This is a genomic window from Blastococcus mobilis, from assembly GCF_900188025.1.
GTDB classification, from domain to species: Bacteria; Actinomycetota; Actinomycetes; order Mycobacteriales; family Geodermatophilaceae; genus Blastococcus_B; species Blastococcus_B mobilis.
Genome location: NZ_FZNO01000006.1, coordinates 51,802 through 72,191, shown reverse-complemented (window position 1 = coordinate 72,191; position 20,390 = coordinate 51,802). Strand labels below are relative to the sequence as shown.

The window sequence follows — 20,390 nt, the reverse complement described above, 5'->3', positions numbered from 1 at the left end:
GTAGGGGATGGCCGGCACCGACACGCCGCCAGGGCTCCCCGCGGGGCCACCCGTGGCGGACGGGCTCCCCACGCTGCGTCCGCGGCCGGCCGGCGCGCCCAGGGCGACGCCCGTCCGCCCGGCGGGCCGGGACGTCGTCGTCGACTGCGCGGTCTACGTGGACGGACGTCGGCAGGCGCCGGTCGCGCCGGAGGATGCTCTCGAGGCCGCGACCGCCCAGGGCGGCTTCGTGTGGCTCGGCCTCTACGAGCCGACCGAGAGGGAGCTCACCGCGATCAGCGGGCAGTACGGCCTGCACCCGCTGGCGGTCGAGGACGCCGTCTACGCCCACCAGCGGCCCAAGCTCGAGCACTACGACGACGCCCTCTTCATGGTGCTCAAGACCGCCACGTACGTCGAGCACGAGGAGCTGACCGCCACCAGCGAGGTCGTCGACACCGGCGAGGTCATGGTGTTCCTCGGCTCGAACTACGTGATCACCGTGCGGCACGGCGAGCACAGCGGGCTCACCGACCTGCGCGCCCGCCTGGAGGAGCAGCGCGACCTGCTCTGCCTCGGGCCGGCCGCCGTCCTGTACGCCGTGGCTGATCTCGTCGTCGACACGTTCGTCGACGTGGCCTCGGCGGTGACCGACGACGTCGACGAGCTCGAGGCCTCGGTGTTCAGCCCCGAGCGCACCGACGACATCGGCCGGCTCTACCAGCTCAAGCGCGAGCTCATGTCGCTGCGCAGGGCGGTGTCCCCCCTCGAGATCCCGTTGCAGAAGCTGGCCGAGCGGCAGATGGACGTGGTGCCCGAAGCCATGCGCTCCTACTTCCGCGACGTCCAGGACCACGCCATCCGCGTGCGCGAGCAGGTCGGTGGGCTCGACGAGCTGCTGTCCTCGATCCTGCAGGCCTCGCTGGCCCGGACGACGCTGGCCGACAACGAGGACATGCGCAAGATCTCGGCGTGGGCCGGCATCATCGCCGTCCCCACCGCGATCGCGGGGATCTACGGGATGAACTTCGAGTTCATGCCGGAGCTGCAGTGGCGGTACGGCTACTTCACGGTGCTGGCCGTGATCGTCCTCGCCTGCCTCCTGCTGTACCGCGGCTTCAAGCGCAACGGCTGGCTCTAGCCCCCGCCCGCCGCCGTTGTGCGTCCACCGTCGCATCGGTGAGCACCCTTCGACCCGACGATCAGTGCACAACGGCGGGAGGCACGGCGCGGGTCAGGAACCCTTGGCGGCGACGACGGCGTCGTAGACCGTCCGGCGCGGCAGGCCGGTGCGGACGACGACGGCGCGGATGGCGTCCTTGCGCGTGGCGCCCGCGGCCTCCTCCTCGGCGACCGCGGCGGCCAGCTGGGCGGCGTCCAGCTCCACCGGCGCCGCGGTCGCGCCGGTGACCACGAGCGTGATCTCACCCTTGACGCCCTCGGCTGCCCACGCGACGAGCTCGGCCAGCGGTCCGCGCCGGATCTCCTCGTAGGTCTTCGTCAGCTCGCGGCAGACGGCGGCCTCGCGCGTTCCCCCGAACGCGGCCGCGGCGTCGGTGAGCGCGTCGGCCAGCCGGTGCGGCGACTCGAAGAAGACCATCGTCCGCCGCTCGTCGGCGAGCGCGGCCAGGGCCGAGCGTCGCTCACCGCCCTTGCGCGGGAGAAACCCCTCGAAGCAGAACCGGTCGACCGGCAACCCGGAGACCGCGAGCGCCGTCGTCACCGCCGAGGGTCCGGGGACGGAGGTGACCGGGACACCGGCGTCGATCGCCGCCCGCACCAGCGTGTAGCCGGGATCGGACACCGACGGCATGCCGGCGTCGGTGAGCAGCAGCACCGTCGCGCCCTCGGCCAGAGCCGCCATCAGTCCGGGCAGCCGCGCCTTCTCGACCGACTCGTGGAAGGTGACCACCCGGCCGGTGAACGTGACGCCGAGGTCGGACGCGAGCCGGTGCAGGCGCCGGGTGTCCTCGACGGCCAGCACGTCCGCCGTCGCCATCACCTCCCGCAGCCGCGGGCCCACGTCGCCCGGCTGCCCGAGGGGCGCACCACCGAGCACCAACCGTCCCCCCACGCGTCCTCCTCGCCGGCGCTCGTCAGCCGCATGTCCGGCCGTCGCTGTGCTTCCGCGTGACCTCGCCCGCTCGGTCACGCCGACGAGCCTGTCACGGCGATTGCCGTAGGCCCGCCTGCAGGGGCCCGGCGCGAGCTTGCGAGCGTCGGGGGGCAGGCGGGTCCTTTCACTACCCTGACGGGATGGCGGTGCTGGTTCCCGAGCGGGTGCAGACGGCACCGGAGCCGCTCCCGGCGCCGTCGTCGGCCCGCCGGTGGCCACTCCCCCGCCCCCGCCGCGACACCACCCCACCCCTGCCGCGCGACACCCGGCTGTCGTGGATCCTCACCGCGCTCCTGGGGATGGCCAGCCTGGCGTCGCGGCTCTGGGGTATCAGCTATCCCAAGGACCTGCTCTTCGACGAGGCGTACTACCCACCCCAGGCGCACGAACTGCTGACCTGGGGCTTCGAGTACAACCGCGGCTACTCGTTCATCGTCCACCCGCCGCTGGGCAAGTGGCTGATCGCGGCCGGTGAGCAGCTCTTCGGCTACAACTCCTTCGGCTGGCGATTCCCGTCCGCGGTGGCCGGCGCCGTCGCGGTGGTCGTCCTCGTCCGGCTGGCCCGCCGTCTCACCGGGTCGACCCTCCTCGGCCTGCTCGCCGGGCTGCTGCTCGCGCTCGACGGATTCTCCTTCACGCTCTCGCGGATCGGACTGCTCGACGTCTTCCTCCAGGTCTTCGTCGTCTCCGCGGTCGCCTGCCTGGTGGTCGACCGTGACGTGGTCCGCGCGCGGGTCCGCGCGATGGACGGCGTACCGGCACGGATCGGCCCGCGTGGTTGGCGGATCGCCGCCGGGTTCCTGTTCGGCTGCGCCTGCGCGGTGAAGTGGAGCGGCGTCTGGTTCCTCGCCTTCTTCGCCGTCCTCTCGCTGTTCTGGGACCGGGCCGCCTGGCGGGAGTCAGGCATCCCCCACCCCACCAGGACGACGATCCGCCGCGGGTTGCCCGGTGCGCTGTGGTCGCTGGGCGTCGTCCCGGTGCTCACCTACCTGGCGTCGTTCACCGGCTGGTTCCTGGGCGAGACCTCGCAGGGCAAGGCGTGGGCCCAGCAGCATCCCGACACCGCGTTCCCCTTCGTCCCGGACGCGCTCCGGTCGCTGTGGCACGAGCACGCCCAGTGGCTGGAGTTCCACAACGGGCTGTCCTCACCGCACCCGTGGGAATCGGGACCGTGGTCGTGGCTGGTCACCGGCCGGCCGATCCTGCTGTGGAACCCACAGGGCCTCACCGACTCCGCGGGCGACCAGGTGATCCGCTACATCCTCATGGTCGGCACGCCGACGCTGTGGTTCGCGTTCGTCCCGGCGCTGCTGTGGCTGGCCTGGCGGATCGTGGCCCGCAGGGACCCCGCCGCCGTACCGGTCGCCGTGGCCATCGCCGCGGGTTGGCTCACCTGGTTCATGAACCTGGACCGGACGATGTTCATCTTCTACATGGCGCCCGCGCTGCCCTTCTTCGTCCTCGCGGTCGTCCTCGCGCTGCAGGACGTCCTGGGCCGCGACCGCGCCGACGACCTCCGCCGCCAGGTGGGCCTCGGGGCGGTGTGCCTGTACGTGGCTCTGGTCGCGACCACGTTCGCCTTCTTCCATCCCGTCCTCACCGGTCAGCCCTTGTCGCACCCGGAGTGGCTGCAGCGGATGTGGTTCCCCTCCTGGTTCTGAGCCCCGCCTCCGAGCCGGGGCCTACGGTGGCGGGACCAGCCCGCACGGGGAGGACGACGATGACCGAAGCCCAGGACCGGCCGCACGTGCTCACCGAGGTGGACGGCGACGTCTGGCGAATCGTCCTGGACCGTCCCGAGACAGGGAACGCCGTCACGCCGGAGCTGGCCGCAGCACTCGCCGCCGCACTGACCGACCGCCCGGAGCAGAGCCGCGCCGTCCTGCTGCTGGCCAACGGCCCGCGGTTCTGCGTCGGCGGCGATGTGCGCTCCTTCGCCGCCGCCACCGACGACCCCGGCGCCTTCGTCGGGCGGCTCGCCCGCGACTGGCACGCGGTCATCCGGATGTTGCTCCACTGTCCGGTCCCGGTCGTCGCAGGGACCCAGGGCGCGGTCGCCGGAGCAGGGATCGGCCTCGTCGGTGCCTGCGACCTCGTCGTCTGTGCCCGGACGACGAAGATCCGGCCGGCCTACGCCGCCCTCGGGTTCTCCCCCGACGGCGGCACGTCCTGGGCGCTCACCAGGGCACTCGGCGCCCCACGCGCCCTGGACCTCATGCTCACCGACGGCTCGCTGACCGCCGCGGAGGCGCACCTGACCGGCCTGGTCGCCCGGCTGGTCGAGGACGAGGACCTGCAGGCGACCGCCGTCGCGGTCGCGCACGAGATCGCCGCCGGACCGGTCCGCGCCATGGTCCGCACCCGGGCGCTGGTCCGGCGGGCGGCGATCCGCACCCTCGAGGAGCAGCTCGACGACGAGGCGCAGCTGATCGCCGAGTCCGCCGCCGACCCCGAGGGCCGCGAGGGCGTACGGGCGTTCACGGAGAGGCGGCCGCCGGATTTCCGCACCGCCCGCTGAGGATCAGCCCCCACGCCCCCGGCGGAGCAGGTGGCGCAGGGTCAGTACCAGGAGCGCGACCCCGAGGAGGACGGCGGCCACCAGCGCGCCCCGGGCGGCGACACCCGCCCCCGGCCACGCCCCGCGGAGGCCGTCCACGATGAACCAGAGCCCGATGGCCACGACGACGAGCCGGGCCAGCCACCGGCGCGTGTCCGCCTGAGCCTTCGAGTCGGCGCTCCGGCTTCCGGCCCTCTCGTCCGAGTCCACGCGAACGCCCCTTCCGGTGAACCGCGAACGCCGCCGGGGCGGGTGCCCCGACGGCGTCGGCTGGATCGTGCTGTGAAGGTGTGGAGCTGAGGGGAGTTGAACCCCTGACCCCCTCGATGCGAACGAGGTGCGCTACCGGACTGCGCCACAGCCCCTTCGAGCGACAAGAATACCGTCTCGGTTCTCCGACGCCACCACCGGGTGGCCCTCCCGCAGGGCCCCGCCGCGAGCCCGCGAGTGGTGGCGGCAGGAGGGCGCTCTTTCAGCCGTTGGCCACGCGACGCGGCTGGTACTCGTCGATGTCGGCGAAACCGATGTCGTCATCGTCCAGACCCACCACGGCGCTGTGCTGCCATCCGGCGGGCGCCGGCGTGCGGGCGGCCACGATGCGGCCGATCGGGAAGGCGTGCACCGGCGCCAGCGGCACGCTGGGGTGCGGCAGCTTTTCCTGAGCCACGGTCTCGTGGAACTCCGATGCGTCGCGCTGTGCCGGGACCGGGCGTGCCGCCGAGCGGCGCATCGCGGCCCGGGCGGCCGCACGGGCGGCGCGGCGGGCGGCCAGCCGCTCGCGCTTGGCCACCTTGCGCAGGACCAGCACGTAACCGACGACGGCCACGTCGAGCAGCCCCTGGACCGCCCACAGCCAGGGGCTGTAGACGAGCGCACCGACCAGGGTCAGCGCGGCCAGGGCGACCAGGCCCCCCAGCGTGCGACGCCGGAGAGCGTGCACATCCACCTGCAGCTCGCCGCTGGTGCGCAGCAGCTCGCGGTCGATCGACACGCGCTCGGTGTCGGCGTGGACGACGGGGTCCACCGTCCGACGGCGCTGCAGCGTCCGGCCGGAGTCAGCCAGCCCCAGCTGGCCGGTCTGCGCGTCACCGCGGGTCACCACCATGGGCACCAGCACGACGAACCACAGCACGACCAGAGCGGCCAAGAGCACGCCCGATCCCATCCCGAACACCACCTGTCACATGAGTCACTCGCGAGGGCGAGGTTATGCAGGTAGGACCTCCGGACGAGGGAGGCGCGCGGCGTGTCGCTGATGTGTTGTGTGGCCGATGTGACGACTGGGGCGTGTCACGCGCCCCCTCCCCTGGCCGGCGGGCTCAGCCTGGTACGCGGCGCTGCCAGTGCGCGAGCACGCCACCGGGAAGATCCTCTGCCAGGAGCGCGTAGGAGATGTGATCCCGCCAGTCGCCGTCGATGTCGAGATACCGGCGCAGCAGCCCCTCGCGCCGGAAGGCCAGCCGCTCCACGAGCCGCCGGCTCGGCAGGTTCTCCGGCCGGATGTCGGCCTCGACGCGGTGCAGCCCGACCGGCCCGAACGCGTGGTCGCACACGAGGGCCACGGCGAGGGACGCCATGCCCCGCCCGGCCACCGACCGGTCGATCCAGTAGCCCAGGTATCCCGACCGCAGCGCGCCGCGGACGATGTTGTCCAGCGTCACCTGACCGGCCAGCCGCCCCTCCACGCGGATCGCGAAGGGAAGGGAGGTGCCCAGCCGGGCCCGGCGGGCGACGACCCGGCGCATCGCGCGGTAGGCCGCCGGCGTGTGCCGGGCCCGCCACGGGAGCCCGTGGGACGGTTCCCACCGGCTGAGCCAGTCCTCGTTGGCCACCCGCAGCCGGCTCCACTCGACCGCGTCCCGCCGTCGCAGGGGGTGCAACTCCACCGGTCCCCAGGACAGCCGCGCCGGCCAGCCGGGGTGCACGACGGGATCCAGCTCAGCCGCCCAGCAGCAGCGGCATCACGGTGACCAACCCGCCGGCGGCGACCTCGGTGACGTCCTCGTCGATGACGATCAGGCAGTTCGCCCGGGCCATGCGCGCCAGCAGTGCCTCGGTGCCGTCGCCGACCGGCTCCACGACGTAGCCGCCGTCGGGGTGGCGCATGACGGTGCCGTGCAGGTACTGGCGGTAGCCCAGCGGGGAGAGCAGCTGCTGCGCGGCGATCGCCTGCACGGTCCGGCGGAACAGCTGGCGCTTCCCCAGCATCAGCCGGATCGCCGGTCGCACGAACACCTCGAAGGCCACCAGCGCGGCAACCGGCTCACCCGGGATGCAGATGACCGGGACCTCGTCGCGGCCCAGCCGGCCGAAGCCCTGGGCCGGCCCCGGGTACATGGTCACCTGGCGGAAGCGCATGTCCCCCAGTTCGGCCAGCGCCTCCTGAACCATGTCGAAACCCTCGCTGGCGAACGTGCCGGCGATCAGCACGAGGTCGCTGCGCAGCAGCTGGCTCTCCAGCACCTCGGTGAGCCGGCGCTGGTCGGACGGCAGGATGCCCGACCGGTAGGCCTCGGCCCCGGCGTCACGGGCGGCCGCCGCGAGCGCATAGCTGTTGACGTCCACGACCTGCCCCGGCGCCGGCACGGTGCCGACGTCCACCAGTTCCGGACCGGCGCAGAGCACCGCGATCCGGGGCCGTGGGCGGACCAGCACGCGCTCGCGGCCGACGGCGGCCAGCAGGCTGATCTGCGCTGGCCCGATGGGCGTGCCGACCTGCACCGCGGCATCGCCCGGGGCGACGTCGTCCCCGGTGCGCCGGACGTAGCTGCCCGCCGGGGGCCCGGCCTGGACGGCGACCCGGGCCGCCCCCTGGTCGGTCCACACCGTCGGGACGACGGCGTCGGCACCGGCCGGGAGCATCGAGCCGGCAGCCACCTTGAGCGCCAGCCCCGGCCCGATGGAGGAGGGGGCGCCCGCGCCTGCGACGCTCTCCCCCACGACCGCCAGCTCGACCGGCACGTGCGGGCTCGCACCGACGACGTCCTCGGCGCGGACGGCATACCCGTCCAGTGCCGCCTGGTCGAAGGCGGGCAGCGCGCGCTGGCTCGCGACCTCCTCGGCGCAGAGGAGGCCCTGGGCGTCGAGCACGGCCAGCTCGATGGGGTGCGGCTCCGGAACCGCGGCGAGGATCTCGTCGAGGTGTCGTTCCACCGTCCAGATCTGCGAGACCGGCATCGACCCGGCAGCGGGCAGCGGGATGGCCGGTTCGGCGACGGTCCGCGGTCCGGGCACGGGCGGCTCCCCGGCTGCGGCAGCGTGCGCCGGGTTGGGCGTCACGATCCGGGCCCCGCGCATCGTGAGGGGTCCGGTGGGCCGGGGTGGCGCCATGGGCATGTCGACCTGTGCGGTGTCCCGGTATCCCCGGTACGCCCCGCCCGTGTCCTCGCCGTCGCTCTGACCGCTCATCTCACCACCGTCGCTCCACCATGCCGTCCACCGTCCGCCCGTTCCGACCTGGGCACCGCCGGCCCGGGAGAGCGGTCCGGCCGGTGCCCCGGGGCCCGATGGTGCCCTTGCCGACCCCGGTCAGGACGGCGACGCGCCCTCGTGGGGCAGCTGAGCCACGAACTCGCGCAGGAAAGAGGCGAACGGCGGGCCGAGGTCGTCCCGCTCGCTGGCCAGCCGCACGACCGCCTTCAGGTAGTCCAGCCGGTCGCCGGTGTCGTAGCGGCGGCCGCTGAAGACGACTCCGTGGACCGGCTCCCCGCGCTCGACCAGCGTGGCGAGGGCATCGGTCAGCTGGATCTCCCCGCCCCGCCCGGGCGGGGTGTCGCGGAGCACGTCGAACACCGTGGACGCGAGCACGTACCGACCGATGATGGCCAGGCTGCTGGGCGCCTCGTCGATCGGTGGCTTCTCGACCAGGCCGGTCACCCGCACGACCTCGTCGCCCTCGACGACCGACAGGTTCCCGGGCTCGATGGCGACGGCGCCGTACTTGTCGATGTTCTCGCGGCCGACGTCGAGCAGGGCGATGACCGAGCCGCCGTGCTCCGCCTGGACGGCGAGCATGTGCTCGAGCAGGTGGTCACGGGCGTCGATCAGGTCGTCGCCGAGCAGCACCGCGAACGGCTCGTCCCCGACGAAGGCGGCTGCCTGCAGCACCGCGTGGCCCAGCCCCTTCGCCTCGCCCTGCCGGACGAAGTGGACGTGCGCGAGCTCGGTGGAGGCGCGCACCGCGGCCAGCCGGCCGGCGTCGCCCTTCTTCTCCAGGGCCGTCTCCAGCTCCGGGGTGCGGTCGAAGAAGTCCTCGATGGCGCCCTTGTTGCGCCCCGTGACCATCAGCACCTCGGGCAGCCCCGCGCGGGCGGCTTCCTCGACGATGTACTCGAGCGCCGGCCGGTCGACGACCGGCAGCAGCTCCTTGGGCACGGCCTTGGTCGCCGGCAGGAATCGGGTGCCCATCCCGGCGACGGGGATGACGGCCTTGCGTGCCGGGCGTGCGGCGGGGCTGGTCACGCGGGCAGCCTAGCTAGCCTGCCGGGATGACCAGCGTGCCCGAGGTCGGCGCCGCCAAGTCCGCGGTGCGCGCCCGCCACCTCGCCCGGCGCCACGCGCGACCGCAGGCCGATCGCGACACCGCCGCGGCCGCGGTGTCGGCGGCGCTGGTGCGCGGGCTGGCCGGCACCCGCACGCTGGCCGCGTACGTCCCCGCGCCCGAGGAGCCAGGGCACGGACGGCTGCCGGCGGCCTTCGCCGAGCTCGGTGCGCGGGTCCTGCTGCCCGTGGTGCCGGCCGAGGGTGCCGAACTCCGCTGGGCGGTCGACACCGGCCGCCTGGCGCCGGGCCGGTACGGCCTGTACGAGCCGGTCGGCCCCCGGCTCGGGCCGGCTGCCGTCGGGACGGTCGACGTGGTGGTGGTGCCCGCGCTGGCGGTGTCGCGGAACGGCGTCCGGCTCGGTCGCGGGGGCGGCTACTACGACCGGGCGCTGCGGCACGTCCGGCCCGACGCCGTCCTCGTCGCCGTCGTCTTCGACGACGAACTGCTCGAGGACCTCCCCGTGGAACCGCACGACCGGCAGGTCACCGCGGTGGTCACGCCATCTGGCGGCTGGGAACGGCTGCCGGGGCCCTGATCAGCGCTCTGACCAGCGATCCCGGCCAGTCACTGCCAGAGTGTGACCGACCGCGTCGCCGATGCCGTGGGAGGCCCCGTGTCCCCTGAGATCGTCACCATCATCACGCTGGTCGTGATCTTCGTGATCGCGACGGTGCTGCCCATCAACATGGGCGCGCTGGCCTTCGTCGCCGCGTTTGTCGTCGGCACCCTGTCGGTGGGGATGACCACCGACGAGATCCTGGGCGGCTTCCCCGCGGAGCTGGTGCTGACCCTGATCGGCGTCACCTACCTGTTCGCGATAGCTCAGAACAATGGCACGGTCGACCTGCTGGTGCGCGGGGCCGTGCGGCTGGTGGGCGGTCACATCGCGGCCATCCCCTGGATCATGTTCTTCGTCACCGCGCTGCTGACCGCGATCGGCGCGCTCTCCCCCGCCGCCGTCGCGATCATCGCGCCCATAGCGCTGGGATTCGCCGCGCGGCACGGGATCAACCCGCTGCTGATGGGGATGATGGTCATCCACGGCGCGCAGGGCGGCGGCTTCTCGCCGATCAGCGTCTACGGCGTGACGGTCAACGAGATCGTGGAGACCGAGGGCCTGCCGGACAGCTCGCTGGCGGTCTTCCTCGGCGCCTTGTTCTTCAACATCGCGATCGCCGTGGTGCTCTTCTTCGTCTTCGGTGGCCGGAAGCTCATCGGCCGCAAGGTCGAGGCGGTCGAAGACCTCCGCGAGGAGGTGCACGCCGAACACGGGACCGGTCCGACGGTCCGCGGCCACGGTGCCGCGCCCGGCCCCGCGGTGGGAGGCGGCGACGACGAGGTCGGCGAGGCACACCCAGACGCCCCGCAGAAGATCACGATCGAGCAGATCATGACGCTGATCGGGCTGCTGGTGCTCGCGGTCCTCGCTCTCGTCTTCGACCTCGACATCGGCTTCGTCTCGATCAGCGTCGCCGTCGTCCTGGCGCTGTTCTCGGCGGCGAAGCACAAGGGTGCGGTCAGCCAGATCAGCTGGTCCACCGTCCTGCTCATCGCCGGCGTGCTGACCTTCGTCTTCGTGCTCCAGGAAGCGGGCACGATCGACTACGTCGGCGAGGCGGTCACCGGCCTCGGTGTGCCGCTGATCGTGGCGCTGCTGCTCTGCTACATCGGCGGGATCGTCTCGGCCTTCGCGTCGTCGACAGCGATCATCGGCGTCGCGATCTCGCTGGCGGTGCCGTTCCTGCTCGCGGGGAACATCGCGGCCGTCGGCGTGATCGTGGCGCTGTCCGTGGCCTCCACGATCGTCGACGTGAGCCCGTTCTCGACCAACGGCGCCCTCGTCCTGGCGGCCGCGCAGGACGTCGACCGTGACCGCTTCTACAAGCAGATCCTCGGCTACGCCGCGATCGTCGTCGCAATAGGGCCGTTCCTGGCGTGGCTAGTGTTCGTGGTCCCCGGCTGGCTGTGAGCTGCCTGCCGTGACCGAACGGAGAACTTCATGTCCGGACCACTCGACGGCGTTCTCGTCGTCGACCTGACGCGGGCCCTCGCCGGTCCGCACGCGGCGATGATGCTCGGCGACCTCGGCGCGCGGGTGATCAAGGTGGAGAACCCGGGCAGCGGGGACGACACCCGTGGCTGGGGTCCGCCGTTCGTGCAGCCCGAGGGCCGTGCCGAACCCGAGGCGCGGGAGTCCACCTACTTCCTGTCGACGAACAAGAACAAGGAGTCGATCACCCTCGACCTCAAGGACGACGCGGACAAGGCGGTGCTCACCGAGCTGCTGCGCCGTGCCGACGTGCTGCTGGAGAACTTCCGGCCGGGCACCCTCGCCCGGCTGGGGTTCGGCACCGACGTCCTCGCCGAGCTCAACCCGCGACTGGTCACCCTGGCGATCAGCGGCTTCGGCCATGACGGTCCGGAGGGCGGCCGCGCCGGCTATGACCAGATCGCGCAGGGCGAGGGCGGCCTGATGTCGCTCACCGGCTCCGGACCGGACGACCCGCAGCGGGTCGGCGTCCCGATCGGCGACCTGCTGGCCGGCATGTACGGCGCCTACGGGGTGCTGGCCGCGCTCATGGAGCGCGAGCGGACCGGGCGCGGGCAGGTCGTGCGGACCTCACTGCTGGCGGCGATCGTCGGGGTGCACGCCTTCCAGGGGACGGCCTGGACGGTCGCGGGCCGGGTCGGTCGCGCCCAGGGCAACCACCACCCGTCGATCGTCCCGTACGGCCTCTTCCACTGCGCCGGTGGCAGCGTCCAGCTGTCCTGCGGCTCGGAGGGGCTGTGGCGCAGGCTCTGCGCCGAGTTCGGGTTCGACCCCGAGGCCCCGGGGATGGCGACCAACGGCGAGCGGGTCGGCAACCGCGAGCAGGTCATCGCGATGCTCGAGGACGCGTTCGCGGACATCGCCCCCGAGGACCTGCTCGCCCGCCTCGCCGCCGCGGGCATCCCGGCCGGCAAGGTCCGGACCATCGACGAGGTCTACACCTGGGACCAGACGCTCTCCCAGGGCCTGCTCGTCGACGTCGAGCACGCCACCCTGGGCCGGCTGTCGCTCCCCGGACCGCCGCTGCGGTTCTTCACCCCCGGTCCGGACGGCGAGACCGAGACCACCCGGCGCGACCACGCCGCTCCCCCGGTCCTGGGTGCCGACGGCGACGCGATCCGCGCCTGGCTGTCCAGTTCGGCGGGCGTGCCCCAGCCCGCCGGTGACGACGTCGAGGAGGGCCACGCCACGTGAGCCAGAAGCCCGCCCGCCTCGACGCCCGGGCGCTGCGCGACCTGGTGCTCGACGTCGGTTCCTGGAAGTCCTGGGACCGCCCCGTGCCCGCCCGCGAGGTCGACGACGAGTACGCCCGCGAACTGGTCGCGGCCGCGGAGAGGACGCGGCAGGACGAGGCGATCATCACCGGTGAGGGCACGCTGCGGGGCCGTCGGGTGGCCGTCGTCGCCGGGGAGTTCGGCTTCCTGGCCGGCTCGATCGGGGTGGACGCCGCCGACCGGCTGATCGCCGCCGTGGAGCGCGCCACCGAGGAGGGGTTGCCGCTGCTGGCCGCGCCGGTGTCGGGCGGCACCCGCATGCAGGAGGGCACGGTCGCCTTCCTCCAGATGATCGGCATCACCGCGGCGATCGCCCGACACAAGGAGGCGGGGCTCCCCTACCTGGTCTACCTGCGCAACCCCACCTTCGGCGGGGTGCTGGCGTCGTGGGGCTCGCTGGGTCACGTGACCATCGCCGAGCCCGGTGCCTCGATCGGCTTCCTGGGCCCGCGGGTCTACGAGGCGCTGTACGGCGAGCCGTTCCCCGAGGGCGTGCAGACCGCCGAGCACCTGGCCGAGCGGGGGCTGATCGACGCCGTCGTGCCGCACGAGGAGGTCGCCGAGGTCGCCGACCGGGCGCTGCGGGTGCTGGCTGCCCGCCAGACCTGGCACACCGACGTCCGCGGAGCCGAACGCCCGACTCCCGAGGACGGCGCCGACGCCGACGACCCCGAGGACCACCGCAGTGCCTGGGACGTCGTGACCGCATCGCGGCGGGAGGACCGGCCCGGCGTACGACGGCTGCTCCGGACCGCGGCCACCGACGTGGTCGGCCTGTCCGGCACCGGAGCCGGGGAGAAGGACCCCGGACTGCTGCTGGCACTGGCCCGCTTCGGTGGCGCGCCGTGCGTCGTCCTCGGTCAGGACCGGCGCGGTCAGAGCATGTCCGCACCTCTCGGCCCGGCGGCGCTGCGCGAGGCCCGACGCGGGATGCACCTGGCCGAGGAGCTCCGGCTCCCGCTGGTCACGCTCATCGACACCCCGGGCGCGGCGCTGTCCCGGGAGGCCGAGGAGGGCGGGCTGGCCGGGGAGATCGCCCGCTGCCTGCACGACCTGGTGATGCTCAAGGCGCCGACGCTGGCGGTGCTGCTCGGCCAGGGCACCGGCGGTGGGGCGCTGGCTCTGGTCCCGGCCGACCGGGTGCTCGCCGCCGCCAACGGCTGGCTTGGCCCGCTGCCCCCCGAGGGTGCGAGCGCGATCGTGCACCGGACCACCGAGCGGGCCGACGAGATGGCTGCCGCACAGGGCGTCCGGGCGACCGATCTGTGGCGGGCCGGGATCGTGGACCGCGTGGTGCCCGAGCGCCCCGATGCCGCCGACGAGCCGACCGAGTTCTGCCTCCGGCTGGGGCGGGTGCTCGGCGAGGAGCTGGCCGGACTGCTGGGTCGCGACGACACCGAGCGCTACCGGAGCCGGCTGCACCGGTACCGCCACCTGGGCCGCTGAGCCGATCCGGCGTGATCGTCGAGCAGGAGGACCTCCTGGGCCGGAGGGCGGTTGCCGTGACGGCTCCGCCCTTCGCCAGGAGTTCCTCCCTACCCGGTCGGCGGCTCACCGCCCAGCACAGGCGGGCTCGCACGACCGACGTCTCCGGTCGGTGCACCTAGTCTGCGATGTCGCCGCCGTGGGCCACGCGTTGGGTGTGGTCCGGGTCGAGCTTCTCGACGATGGCCCGCAAGGCGTCCCCCAGCACCCGCGTCTGCTCCGGGGTGAGCGGACCGAAGACCGTCTCCCGGACGGCGTCCACGTGCCCCGGTGCCACCGCGACCACGACGTCCCAGCCGGCGTCGGTCAGCACGGCGAGGCTGCCGCGCCCGTCCTCGGCGGCCCGCTCACGGCGGACCCAGCCGCGCTCCTCGAGCCGCGCGACGGTGTGCGAGAGCCGGCTCTGGGACTGGTTCGCCCGGCGCGCGAGGTCGCTCATGCGGCGGCTGCGCGTGGGCGACTCCGACAGCATGGCGAGGACGACGTACGCGGCGTGGCTGATCCCGACATCGCGTTGGAGCTGGGCGTCCAGGGCACGGGGAACCAGTTCGGACGCGGTGAGCCAGGCGCGCCATGTCCGTTGCTGCTCGTCGTCGAGCCACCGGTCGGCCACGGCAGGACCGTACTGACATCGGCTGCCCTCCGTGCAGCCGGACCCACCGTGGACAGCGCACCTCGGCACAGCGGCGTCCCCGCCGCACGTCGCCGTCCGTACCCGCCATGGCTGCGACAGGCAGACCGCGTCGACGCTCAGGTCGCCACGACGCAGCAGCGCCATCGCGCGCTCGATGCGCCGCGTCATCAGGTGGCTGTACGGCGATTCGCCGTAGGCGAGCCGGAACTCGCGGCTGGGGTGCCCGGCCGACATGTGGGCGCCGCGGGCGAGCGCCTCGACGTCCAGCGGCTGCGCGTACTCCCGGTCGATCCGGTCGCCCCGGTCGAGCGGGACCAGTCGGAAGAGCGCTCGTCCCACGGTGTCCCCGAGGGCCGCGGTCAGGCGCCGACGTAGGCCGCGAGGTGGTCGCCGGTGAGGGTGGAGCGGGCGGCGACGAGGGCGGCAGGTGTGCCCTCGAAGACGATCCGTCCGCCGTCGTGGCCGGCGCCGGGGCCGAGGTCGATGATCCAGTCGGCGTGCGCCATGACCGCCTGGTGGTGCTCGATGACGATGACCGACTTGCCGGAGTCGACCAGCCGGTCCAGCAGACCGAGCAGCTGCTCGACGTCGGCGAGGTGCAGCCCGGTGGTCGGCTCGTCGAGGACGTAGACGTCACCCTTCTCGGCCATCTGGGCGGCCAGCTTGAGCCGCTGCCGCTCACCACCGGACAGCGTGGTGAGCGGCTGGCCGAGGGTGAGATAGCCGAGGCCGACGTCGGTGAGCCGGTCGAGGATCGCGTGTGCCGCCGGCGTGCGCGCCTCGCCGGCGCCGAAGAACGCCTCGGCCTCCGTCACCGGCATCGCCAGCACCTCGGCGATGTTCCGGCCGCCGAGCGTGTACCCGAGCACCGACGCCTGGAAGCGCCTCCCCTCGCACTCCTCACAGGTGGACTCGACGGTGGCCATGACGCCCAGTTCGGTGTAGATGACGCCGGCGCCGTTGCACGTGGGGCAGGCGCCCTCGGAGTTCGAGCTGAAGAGCGCCGGCTTCACGCCGTTGGCCTTCGCGAAGGCCTTGCGGATGGGGTCCAGCAGGCCGGTGTACGTCGCCGGGTTGCTCCGTCGCGAGCCACGGATCGCACCCTGGTCGATCACCACCACGCCGTCCCGCCCTGCCACCGAGCCCTGGATGAGCGAGCTCTTGCCCGAGCCCGCCACCCCGGTGAGGACGACCAGCACGCCGAGCGGGAGGTCGACGTCGACGTCCTGCAGGTTGTTGGTGCCGGCGCCGCGCACCTCCATCGCCCCCGCCGGCGTCCGCACGGACGGCTTCACGGCGGCCCGGTCGTCCAGGTGTCGCCCGGTCAGCGTGCCGCTGGCCCGCAGCCCCTCGACGGTGCCCGTGAACACCACCTCACCACCGGCAGTGCCCGCTCCGGGGCCGAGGTCGACGACGTGGTCGGCGATCGCGATGGTCTCGGGCTTGTGCTCCACGACCAGCACGGTGTTCCCCTTGTCCCGCAGCTGCAGCAGCAGGTTGTTCATCCGCTCGATGTCGTGGGGATGCAGGCCGATCGTGGGCTCGTCGAAGACGTAGGTGACGTCGGTGAGCGACGAGCCCAGGTGGCGGATCATCTTGGTGCGCTGCGCCTCGCCGCCCGAGAGGGTGCCAGCCGGCCGGCCGAGCGACAGATAGCCCAGCCCGATCTCGGCGAACGAGTCCAGCAGGTGCTGCAGCCCGGTGAGCAGCGGCGCCACGGACGGCTCGTGGAGGTCCCGGACCCAGTCGGCCAGGTCGCTGATCTGCATCTCGCAGAGGTCGGCGATGTTCTTGCCCCTGATCCTCGACGACCTGGCCTCCGGGCTGAGCCGCGTGCCGTCGCACTCGGGGCAGGGCTGGAAGGTGATCGCACGCTCCACGAAGGCCCGGATGTGGGGCTGCATCGCGTCGACGTCCTTGGACAGCATCGACTTCTGGATCTTCGGGATGACGCCCTCGTAGGTGAGGTTGACGCCCTCGACCTTGATCTTGGTCGGCTCCTTGTAGAGGAGGTCGTGCAGCTCCTTCTTGGTGAACTTCGCGATCGGCTTGTCCATGTCGAAGCCGGCGCCGCTGAAGATCCGGCCGTACCAGCCATCCATGCTGTAGCCGGGGATCGTCAGCGCACCCTCACCCAGCGACTTGTTCTCGTCGTACAACGCCGTGAGGTCGACATCGGAGACCGATCCCATGCCCTCGCAGCGCGGACACATGCCGCCCATGTAGACGACGTCGCGCACCACGTTCTTCTCGACCCGGCCGCCGGCCTTCTCCGTGCTCAGCACCCCGCTCGCCTTCCGCGTCGGGACGTTGAAGGAGAACGCCGTGGGGGGACCGATGTGCGGCGTGCCCAGCCGGCTGAACAGGATGCGCAGCATCGCGTTGGCGTCGGTGGCCGTGCCGACCGTGGAGCGGGGATTGGCGCCCATCCGCTCCTGGTCGACGACGATCGCCGTCGTCAGGCCCTCCAGCAGGTCGACCTCCGGCCGCGACAGCGTCGGCATGAAGCCCTGCACGAAGGCGCTGTAGGTCTCGTTGATCAGCCGCTGCGACTCCGCGGCGATCGTGCCGAACACCAGCGAGCTCTTGCCCGAGCCGGAGACGCCGGTGAACACCGTCAGCCGGCGCTTCGGGAGCTCGAGGCTGACGTCCTTGAGGTTGTTCACGCGTGCGCCCTGCACGCGGATCAGATCGTGGCTGTCGGCCGCGTGCAGCGCGGACGACTGCGTGTCCGTTCTCGTGGCCATGCTCATCGTGTCTCCATCCGTGGGGCAGGCCGCCGTCACGGTCCCCGTCGGCGTCGTCCGGCTCGACCCTGACCAGCTTCGAGCAGTGCCTCTGGTTCTCCCTCGTCAGCGCGGTTCCGCAACGGTCAGGTGTCTACCCGATCGGCGGCGTCGGCCGGGCGGCGCGACGCCCGTCCGGCTGACGCACGAGTGACCTTCGCCGACACACGTCGGCGAGCGTCGGCGAGCGTCACCATCGCGTCGGGCGAGCGTGAGATCGCGGGTGGCGACCGAGCGCCCGCGGCAGTCTCTGCGGGCACGCCGTTGCCCGGGCACGGCGAGGTTGACGGAGTCCGGGGACTGAACCAGTATTCCAATTTGAATCACCGTTCACAGCTGACGGGAGGCGTTGTGGTGGAGGGGGAAGGTCAGGCCCTGAGCCGTAGCCCCCGGGTCGCTGCGCGCCAGGCGGAAGCGCGGCGCCGCATCCTGGAGGCGGCGCGGCTCGTGGTCAGCGAACAGGGGTTCGCCGCGGCCCAGGTCGCGGTCGTTGCCTCGATCGCCGATGTGGCGACCGGGTCGATCTACCGGCACTTCCCGTCGAAGGCATCGCTGTTCTCGGAGATGCTCCGTCAGGTCTGCCGCCGCGAGCTGGAGGTGGTCCGAGCCATCCTGGAGGAGGACGGCCGGAGTGCGGCCGAGCGGATCGGCGACGCCGTCACGACCTTCGTGGACCGCGCACTGCGCGGCGGGGGCCTGTCCTACGCCGTGATCGTCGAGCCGATGGATCCCGACATCGACCAGGTCCGGCTGGACGCTCGCGCCGGCCTCGCCGCCGCCTTCGCGCGCGTCATCAAGGAAGGGATCGCCGCCGGCGAGCTCGGTGACCAGGACCCGGACATCCGGGGCGCGGCGATCGTCGGCGCGTTCCTCGAGGGCGTCGTCGCACCGCTCGCCGCACGTCCGGTCGACGCCGCGCGCCGCGACGAGGTCGGCCGCGAGATCGCCGCCTTCTGCCAGAACGCCGTCACCGGTGCCGCAGCCACCCGCGGCTCTGGCACCTGACACCCATGTCCGGCACCTGATCCGGCCCCTGAGAGCCCGGCGGGCGACACCGATGGGCGAGGAAGGAACCGCGATGACCCTCACGACCAGCGCGACCCACGCCGAGGTCCGCCCCGACGACTTCACCCGTCAGCGTCCGGTCCCGGAGAACCTGGTGCCGGACCTCAACGACGTGAACGCGTTCGACCGGGACAAGATCGCCACCGCCGTCATCGCCCGCTACGCACCCTGGGCCCGGGAGCGGGCCAGCACGCTCGGCTCCCGCGTGTGGGACCCGAAGGTCCTCAAGGCAGCCCGCGACGCGCAGCGGCACACCCCCGAGCTGCGGACCCTCGACCGCGTGGGCAACGAGATCTACGACGTCGACTTCCACCCCGCCTACCACGAGCTGATGGGCCTCGGCTTCGGCTCCGGCGTGCACTCCCTGGCGTGGACGGCCGACCAGCCGGGCGCGCACTCGGCGCGCGCGGTCCTGTCCTACCTGTGGAACCAGGTCGACGGCTCCACCGCCTGCCCGCTCGGCATGGCCTACGCCTCCATCCCGGTGCTGCGCAGCCAGCCGGAGTTCGCCCCGTTCGCCGAGGCCATCGCCGCGGAGGCGTACGACCCCGCGGACGTCCCGATCGGCCAGAAGAAGTCCTCCGGCACCATCGGCTACTTCATGACCGAGAAGCAGGGCGGCTCCGACCTGCGCGCGAACGTCACCGTCGCCCGTCCCGTCGGCAAGCGCGGACCGGGCGAGACCTACCTGGTCAACGGCCACAAGTGGTTCGCATCGGTCCCGATGTCCGACGTCTACCTCACCGTCGCGCAGACCGAGGGCGGCGTGTCCTGCCTGCTGATCCCCCGCCGGCTCCCGGACGGCCGCCTCAACAACATCAAGATCAACCGCCTCAAGGACAAGCTCGGCAACAAGGCCAACGCCTCCTCCGAGATCGAGTACCACGACACCGTCGCCTACCTCGTCGGCGAGGAGGGCAAGGGCATCCGCACCATCCTGTCCTCGGCCGAGCACACCCGCCTGGACTTCGCCGTCGGCTCCGCCGGCCTCATGCGCGCCGCGCTGTCGCAGGCGCTGCACTACAACGACTACCGGACCGCCTTCGGCGCCCCGCTGTCCCATCTGCCGATCCAGGCACCGGTGCTGGCCGACCTCGCCCTGGAGTGGGCCGGCGCGGCCCACCTCGGCTTCCGCGTCGCCCACGCCGAGGACCACCAGGGCGACGTCTCCGAGGCTCTGGTCAGCCGCCTGCTCACCCCGGTGGCGAAGTTCTGGAACTGCCGCCGCGTCTCCGGCGTCACCGAGGAGGTCATCCAGTCCATCGGCGGCAATGCCTACATCGAGGAGCACCCCTGCCCGCGGTACTACCGCGAGGCCCCGCTGAACGCGATCTGGGAGGGCACCTCGAACATGATGGTCATGGACGTCGGCCGCGTCCTGGCCCGCCAGCCGAAGGCCATCGAGCCCGTCCTCGACGAGATCCGCCCGGTCGCCGGCGAACACCCGCTCCTGGCCGCCGCGCTGACCGAGATCGACGAGCTCATCACCGCCCCCGAGGACACCACCCGCTACCTGGTCACCAAGATCGCGCTCGCCGTGCAGGCCAGCCTGCTGGTGCAGCGCGCCCCGACCGTGGTGGCGGACGCGTTCATCGCCTCGCGCCTGGGCGCCGGGTGGGGTCCTGGCTACGGCACCCTGCGCGGCGTGGACTACCAGGCGATCATCGACTACGCCCGGCTCGACTGAGACGCACTGCCCGCCCCGATGGGGGCGGGGATGGCGATGAGCGTGAAGGCGACCGCCCGGTCTGACTCTGCGAACGGCCGGCACCTTCAGGTACTCGCCCTCGCCCCGGCGCACTCCGGCCCTCGCGCCCGCAGTCCAGGCCGACGCGGGCTTCGCGGTCACCCTCATCGAGCGCGCAAGGGGGCCACTCGCACACAGACGTGGACGCCCGGTG

General features: G+C 72.7%; 17 protein-coding genes and 1 tRNA gene. 9 read left to right on the top strand and 9 right to left on the bottom strand.

What is annotated here, in order from left to right; translation table 11 throughout:
* Positions 1 to 7: 7 nt before the first annotated feature.
* Positions 8 to 1,120 (top strand): magnesium/cobalt transporter CorA, encoded by a 1,113-nt coding sequence (gene corA, locus CHB94_RS07130; protein ID WP_089335889.1) that lies wholly within the window; start codon positions 8 to 10, stop codon positions 1,118 to 1,120.
* Positions 1,121 to 1,213: 93 nt separating this feature from the next.
* On the opposite strand, the gene rsmI is transcribed toward corA, so the two are convergent.
* Positions 1,214 to 2,053 (bottom strand): 16S rRNA (cytidine(1402)-2'-O)-methyltransferase, encoded by an 840-nt coding sequence (gene rsmI / locus CHB94_RS07125; RefSeq protein WP_089335888.1) that lies wholly within the window; start codon positions 2,051 to 2,053, stop codon positions 1,214 to 1,216.
* A 182-nt stretch (positions 2,054 to 2,235) separates the two neighbouring features.
* Between rsmI and CHB94_RS07120 the strand changes: the two genes are divergently transcribed.
* Together CHB94_RS07120 and CHB94_RS07115 are read left to right on the top strand one after the other, a co-directional pair.
* Positions 2,236 to 3,756 (top strand): dolichyl-phosphate-mannose--protein mannosyltransferase, encoded by a 1,521-nt coding sequence (locus tag CHB94_RS07120; RefSeq protein ID WP_089335887.1) that lies wholly within the window; start codon positions 2,236 to 2,238, stop codon positions 3,754 to 3,756.
* Positions 3,757 to 3,815: 59 nt separating this feature from the next.
* On the top strand, positions 3,816 to 4,613 hold the full coding sequence (locus CHB94_RS07115; RefSeq protein WP_089335886.1) for an enoyl-CoA hydratase/isomerase family protein: 798 nt from the start codon (positions 3,816 to 3,818) through the stop codon (positions 4,611 to 4,613).
* Between the two features lie 3 nt (positions 4,614 to 4,616).
* Here the strand turns inward: CHB94_RS07115 and CHB94_RS07110 are convergent, their stop codons facing one another.
* The 6 genes from CHB94_RS07110 to CHB94_RS07085 form a co-directional block, all read right to left on the bottom strand.
* The gene (locus CHB94_RS07110; RefSeq protein WP_089335885.1) at positions 4,617 to 4,862 is read right to left on the bottom strand and encodes a hypothetical protein; all 246 of its coding nucleotides are present in this window, start codon (positions 4,860 to 4,862) and stop codon (positions 4,617 to 4,619) included.
* Positions 4,863 to 4,943: 81 nt separating this feature from the next.
* Positions 4,944 to 5,017: transfer RNA gene (locus CHB94_RS07105), tRNA-Ala, on the bottom strand.
* A gap of 107 nt (positions 5,018 to 5,124) precedes the next feature.
* Positions 5,125 to 5,805, bottom strand: a complete 681-nt coding sequence (locus CHB94_RS07100) for a SepX/GlpR family protein (protein ID WP_254920464.1) — start codon at positions 5,803 to 5,805, stop codon at positions 5,125 to 5,127.
* Positions 5,806 to 5,971: 166 nt separating this feature from the next.
* Complete coding sequence (locus CHB94_RS07095) at positions 5,972 to 6,538, bottom strand: GNAT family N-acetyltransferase (protein WP_254920463.1); 567 nt, start codon at positions 6,536 to 6,538, stop codon at positions 5,972 to 5,974.
* Positions 6,539 to 6,590: 52 nt separating this feature from the next.
* The gene (gene glp, locus CHB94_RS07090) at positions 6,591 to 8,060 is read right to left on the bottom strand and encodes a molybdotransferase-like divisome protein Glp (RefSeq protein ID WP_176445450.1); all 1,470 of its coding nucleotides are present in this window, start codon (positions 8,058 to 8,060) and stop codon (positions 6,591 to 6,593) included.
* Positions 8,061 to 8,180: 120 nt separating this feature from the next.
* Positions 8,181 to 9,113, bottom strand: coding sequence for a UTP--glucose-1-phosphate uridylyltransferase (locus CHB94_RS07085; protein ID WP_089335882.1), 933 nt, complete (start codon positions 9,111 to 9,113; stop codon positions 8,181 to 8,183).
* A 26-nt stretch (positions 9,114 to 9,139) separates the two neighbouring features.
* Between CHB94_RS07085 and CHB94_RS07080 the strand changes: the two genes are divergently transcribed.
* The 4 genes from CHB94_RS07080 to CHB94_RS07065 all read left to right on the top strand — a co-directional run bounded on the left by CHB94_RS07080 (position 9,140) and on the right by CHB94_RS07065 (position 13,965).
* On the top strand, positions 9,140 to 9,730 hold the full coding sequence (locus CHB94_RS07080; protein WP_089335881.1) for a 5-formyltetrahydrofolate cyclo-ligase: 591 nt from the start codon (positions 9,140 to 9,142) through the stop codon (positions 9,728 to 9,730).
* Positions 9,731 to 9,808: 78 nt separating this feature from the next.
* Complete coding sequence (locus tag CHB94_RS07075; RefSeq protein WP_089336002.1) at positions 9,809 to 11,164, top strand: SLC13 family permease; 1,356 nt, start codon at positions 9,809 to 9,811, stop codon at positions 11,162 to 11,164.
* A gap of 30 nt (positions 11,165 to 11,194) precedes the next feature.
* A complete protein-coding gene (locus CHB94_RS07070; RefSeq protein WP_089335880.1) occupies positions 11,195 to 12,439 on the top strand; it encodes a CaiB/BaiF CoA transferase family protein in 1,245 nt (414 codons plus the stop codon).
* The gene (locus CHB94_RS07065; protein WP_089335879.1) at positions 12,436 to 13,965 is read left to right on the top strand and encodes a carboxyl transferase domain-containing protein; all 1,530 of its coding nucleotides are present in this window, start codon (positions 12,436 to 12,438) and stop codon (positions 13,963 to 13,965) included. Before CHB94_RS07070 ends, CHB94_RS07065 begins: the two co-directional genes overlap by 4 nt.
* Positions 13,966 to 14,122: 157 nt before the next feature.
* Here the strand turns inward: CHB94_RS07065 and CHB94_RS26055 are convergent, their stop codons facing one another.
* Positions 14,123 to 14,977, bottom strand: coding sequence for a MarR family transcriptional regulator (locus CHB94_RS26055; RefSeq protein WP_254920462.1), 855 nt, complete (start codon positions 14,975 to 14,977; stop codon positions 14,123 to 14,125).
* Positions 14,978 to 14,997: 20 nt separating this feature from the next.
* Entirely contained in the window at positions 14,998 to 17,391 is a 2,394-nt protein-coding gene (locus tag CHB94_RS07055; protein ID WP_176445449.1) for an ATP-binding cassette domain-containing protein, read from the bottom strand.
* A 384-nt stretch (positions 17,392 to 17,775) separates the two neighbouring features.
* On the opposite strand from CHB94_RS07055, the gene CHB94_RS07050 reads away from it, so the two are divergent.
* Both CHB94_RS07050 and CHB94_RS07045 read left to right on the top strand, forming a co-directional pair.
* Positions 17,776 to 18,429: a TetR/AcrR family transcriptional regulator gene (locus CHB94_RS07050; protein ID WP_176445448.1), complete on the top strand. Its 654-nt coding sequence runs from the start codon at positions 17,776 to 17,778 to the stop codon at positions 18,427 to 18,429.
* Positions 18,430 to 18,502: 73 nt separating this feature from the next.
* A complete protein-coding gene (locus tag CHB94_RS07045) occupies positions 18,503 to 20,176 on the top strand; it encodes an acyl-CoA dehydrogenase family protein (protein WP_089335877.1) in 1,674 nt (557 codons plus the stop codon).
* Positions 20,177 to 20,390: the final 214 nt, after the last annotated feature.

Coding starts and splice junctions, on each gene's coding strand:
- CHB94_RS07070 (WP_089335880.1), top strand. CDS start 11,195: ATGTCCGGACCACTCGACGGCGTTCTCGTCGTCGACCTGACGCGGGCC.
- glp (WP_176445450.1), bottom strand. CDS start 8,060: ATGAGCGGTCAGAGCGACGGCGAGGACACGGGCGGGGCGTACCGGGGA.
- CHB94_RS07115 (WP_089335886.1), top strand. CDS start 3,816: ATGACCGAAGCCCAGGACCGGCCGCACGTGCTCACCGAGGTGGACGGC.
- CHB94_RS07055 (WP_176445449.1), bottom strand. CDS start 17,391: ATGAGCATGGCCACGAGAACGGACACGCAGTCGTCCGCGCTGCACGCG.
- CHB94_RS07080 (WP_089335881.1), top strand. CDS start 9,140: ATGACCAGCGTGCCCGAGGTCGGCGCCGCCAAGTCCGCGGTGCGCGCC.
- CHB94_RS07045 (WP_089335877.1), top strand. CDS start 18,503: ATGACCCTCACGACCAGCGCGACCCACGCCGAGGTCCGCCCCGACGAC.
- corA (WP_089335889.1), top strand. CDS start 8: ATGGCCGGCACCGACACGCCGCCAGGGCTCCCCGCGGGGCCACCCGTG.
- CHB94_RS07120 (WP_089335887.1), top strand. CDS start 2,236: ATGGCGGTGCTGGTTCCCGAGCGGGTGCAGACGGCACCGGAGCCGCTC.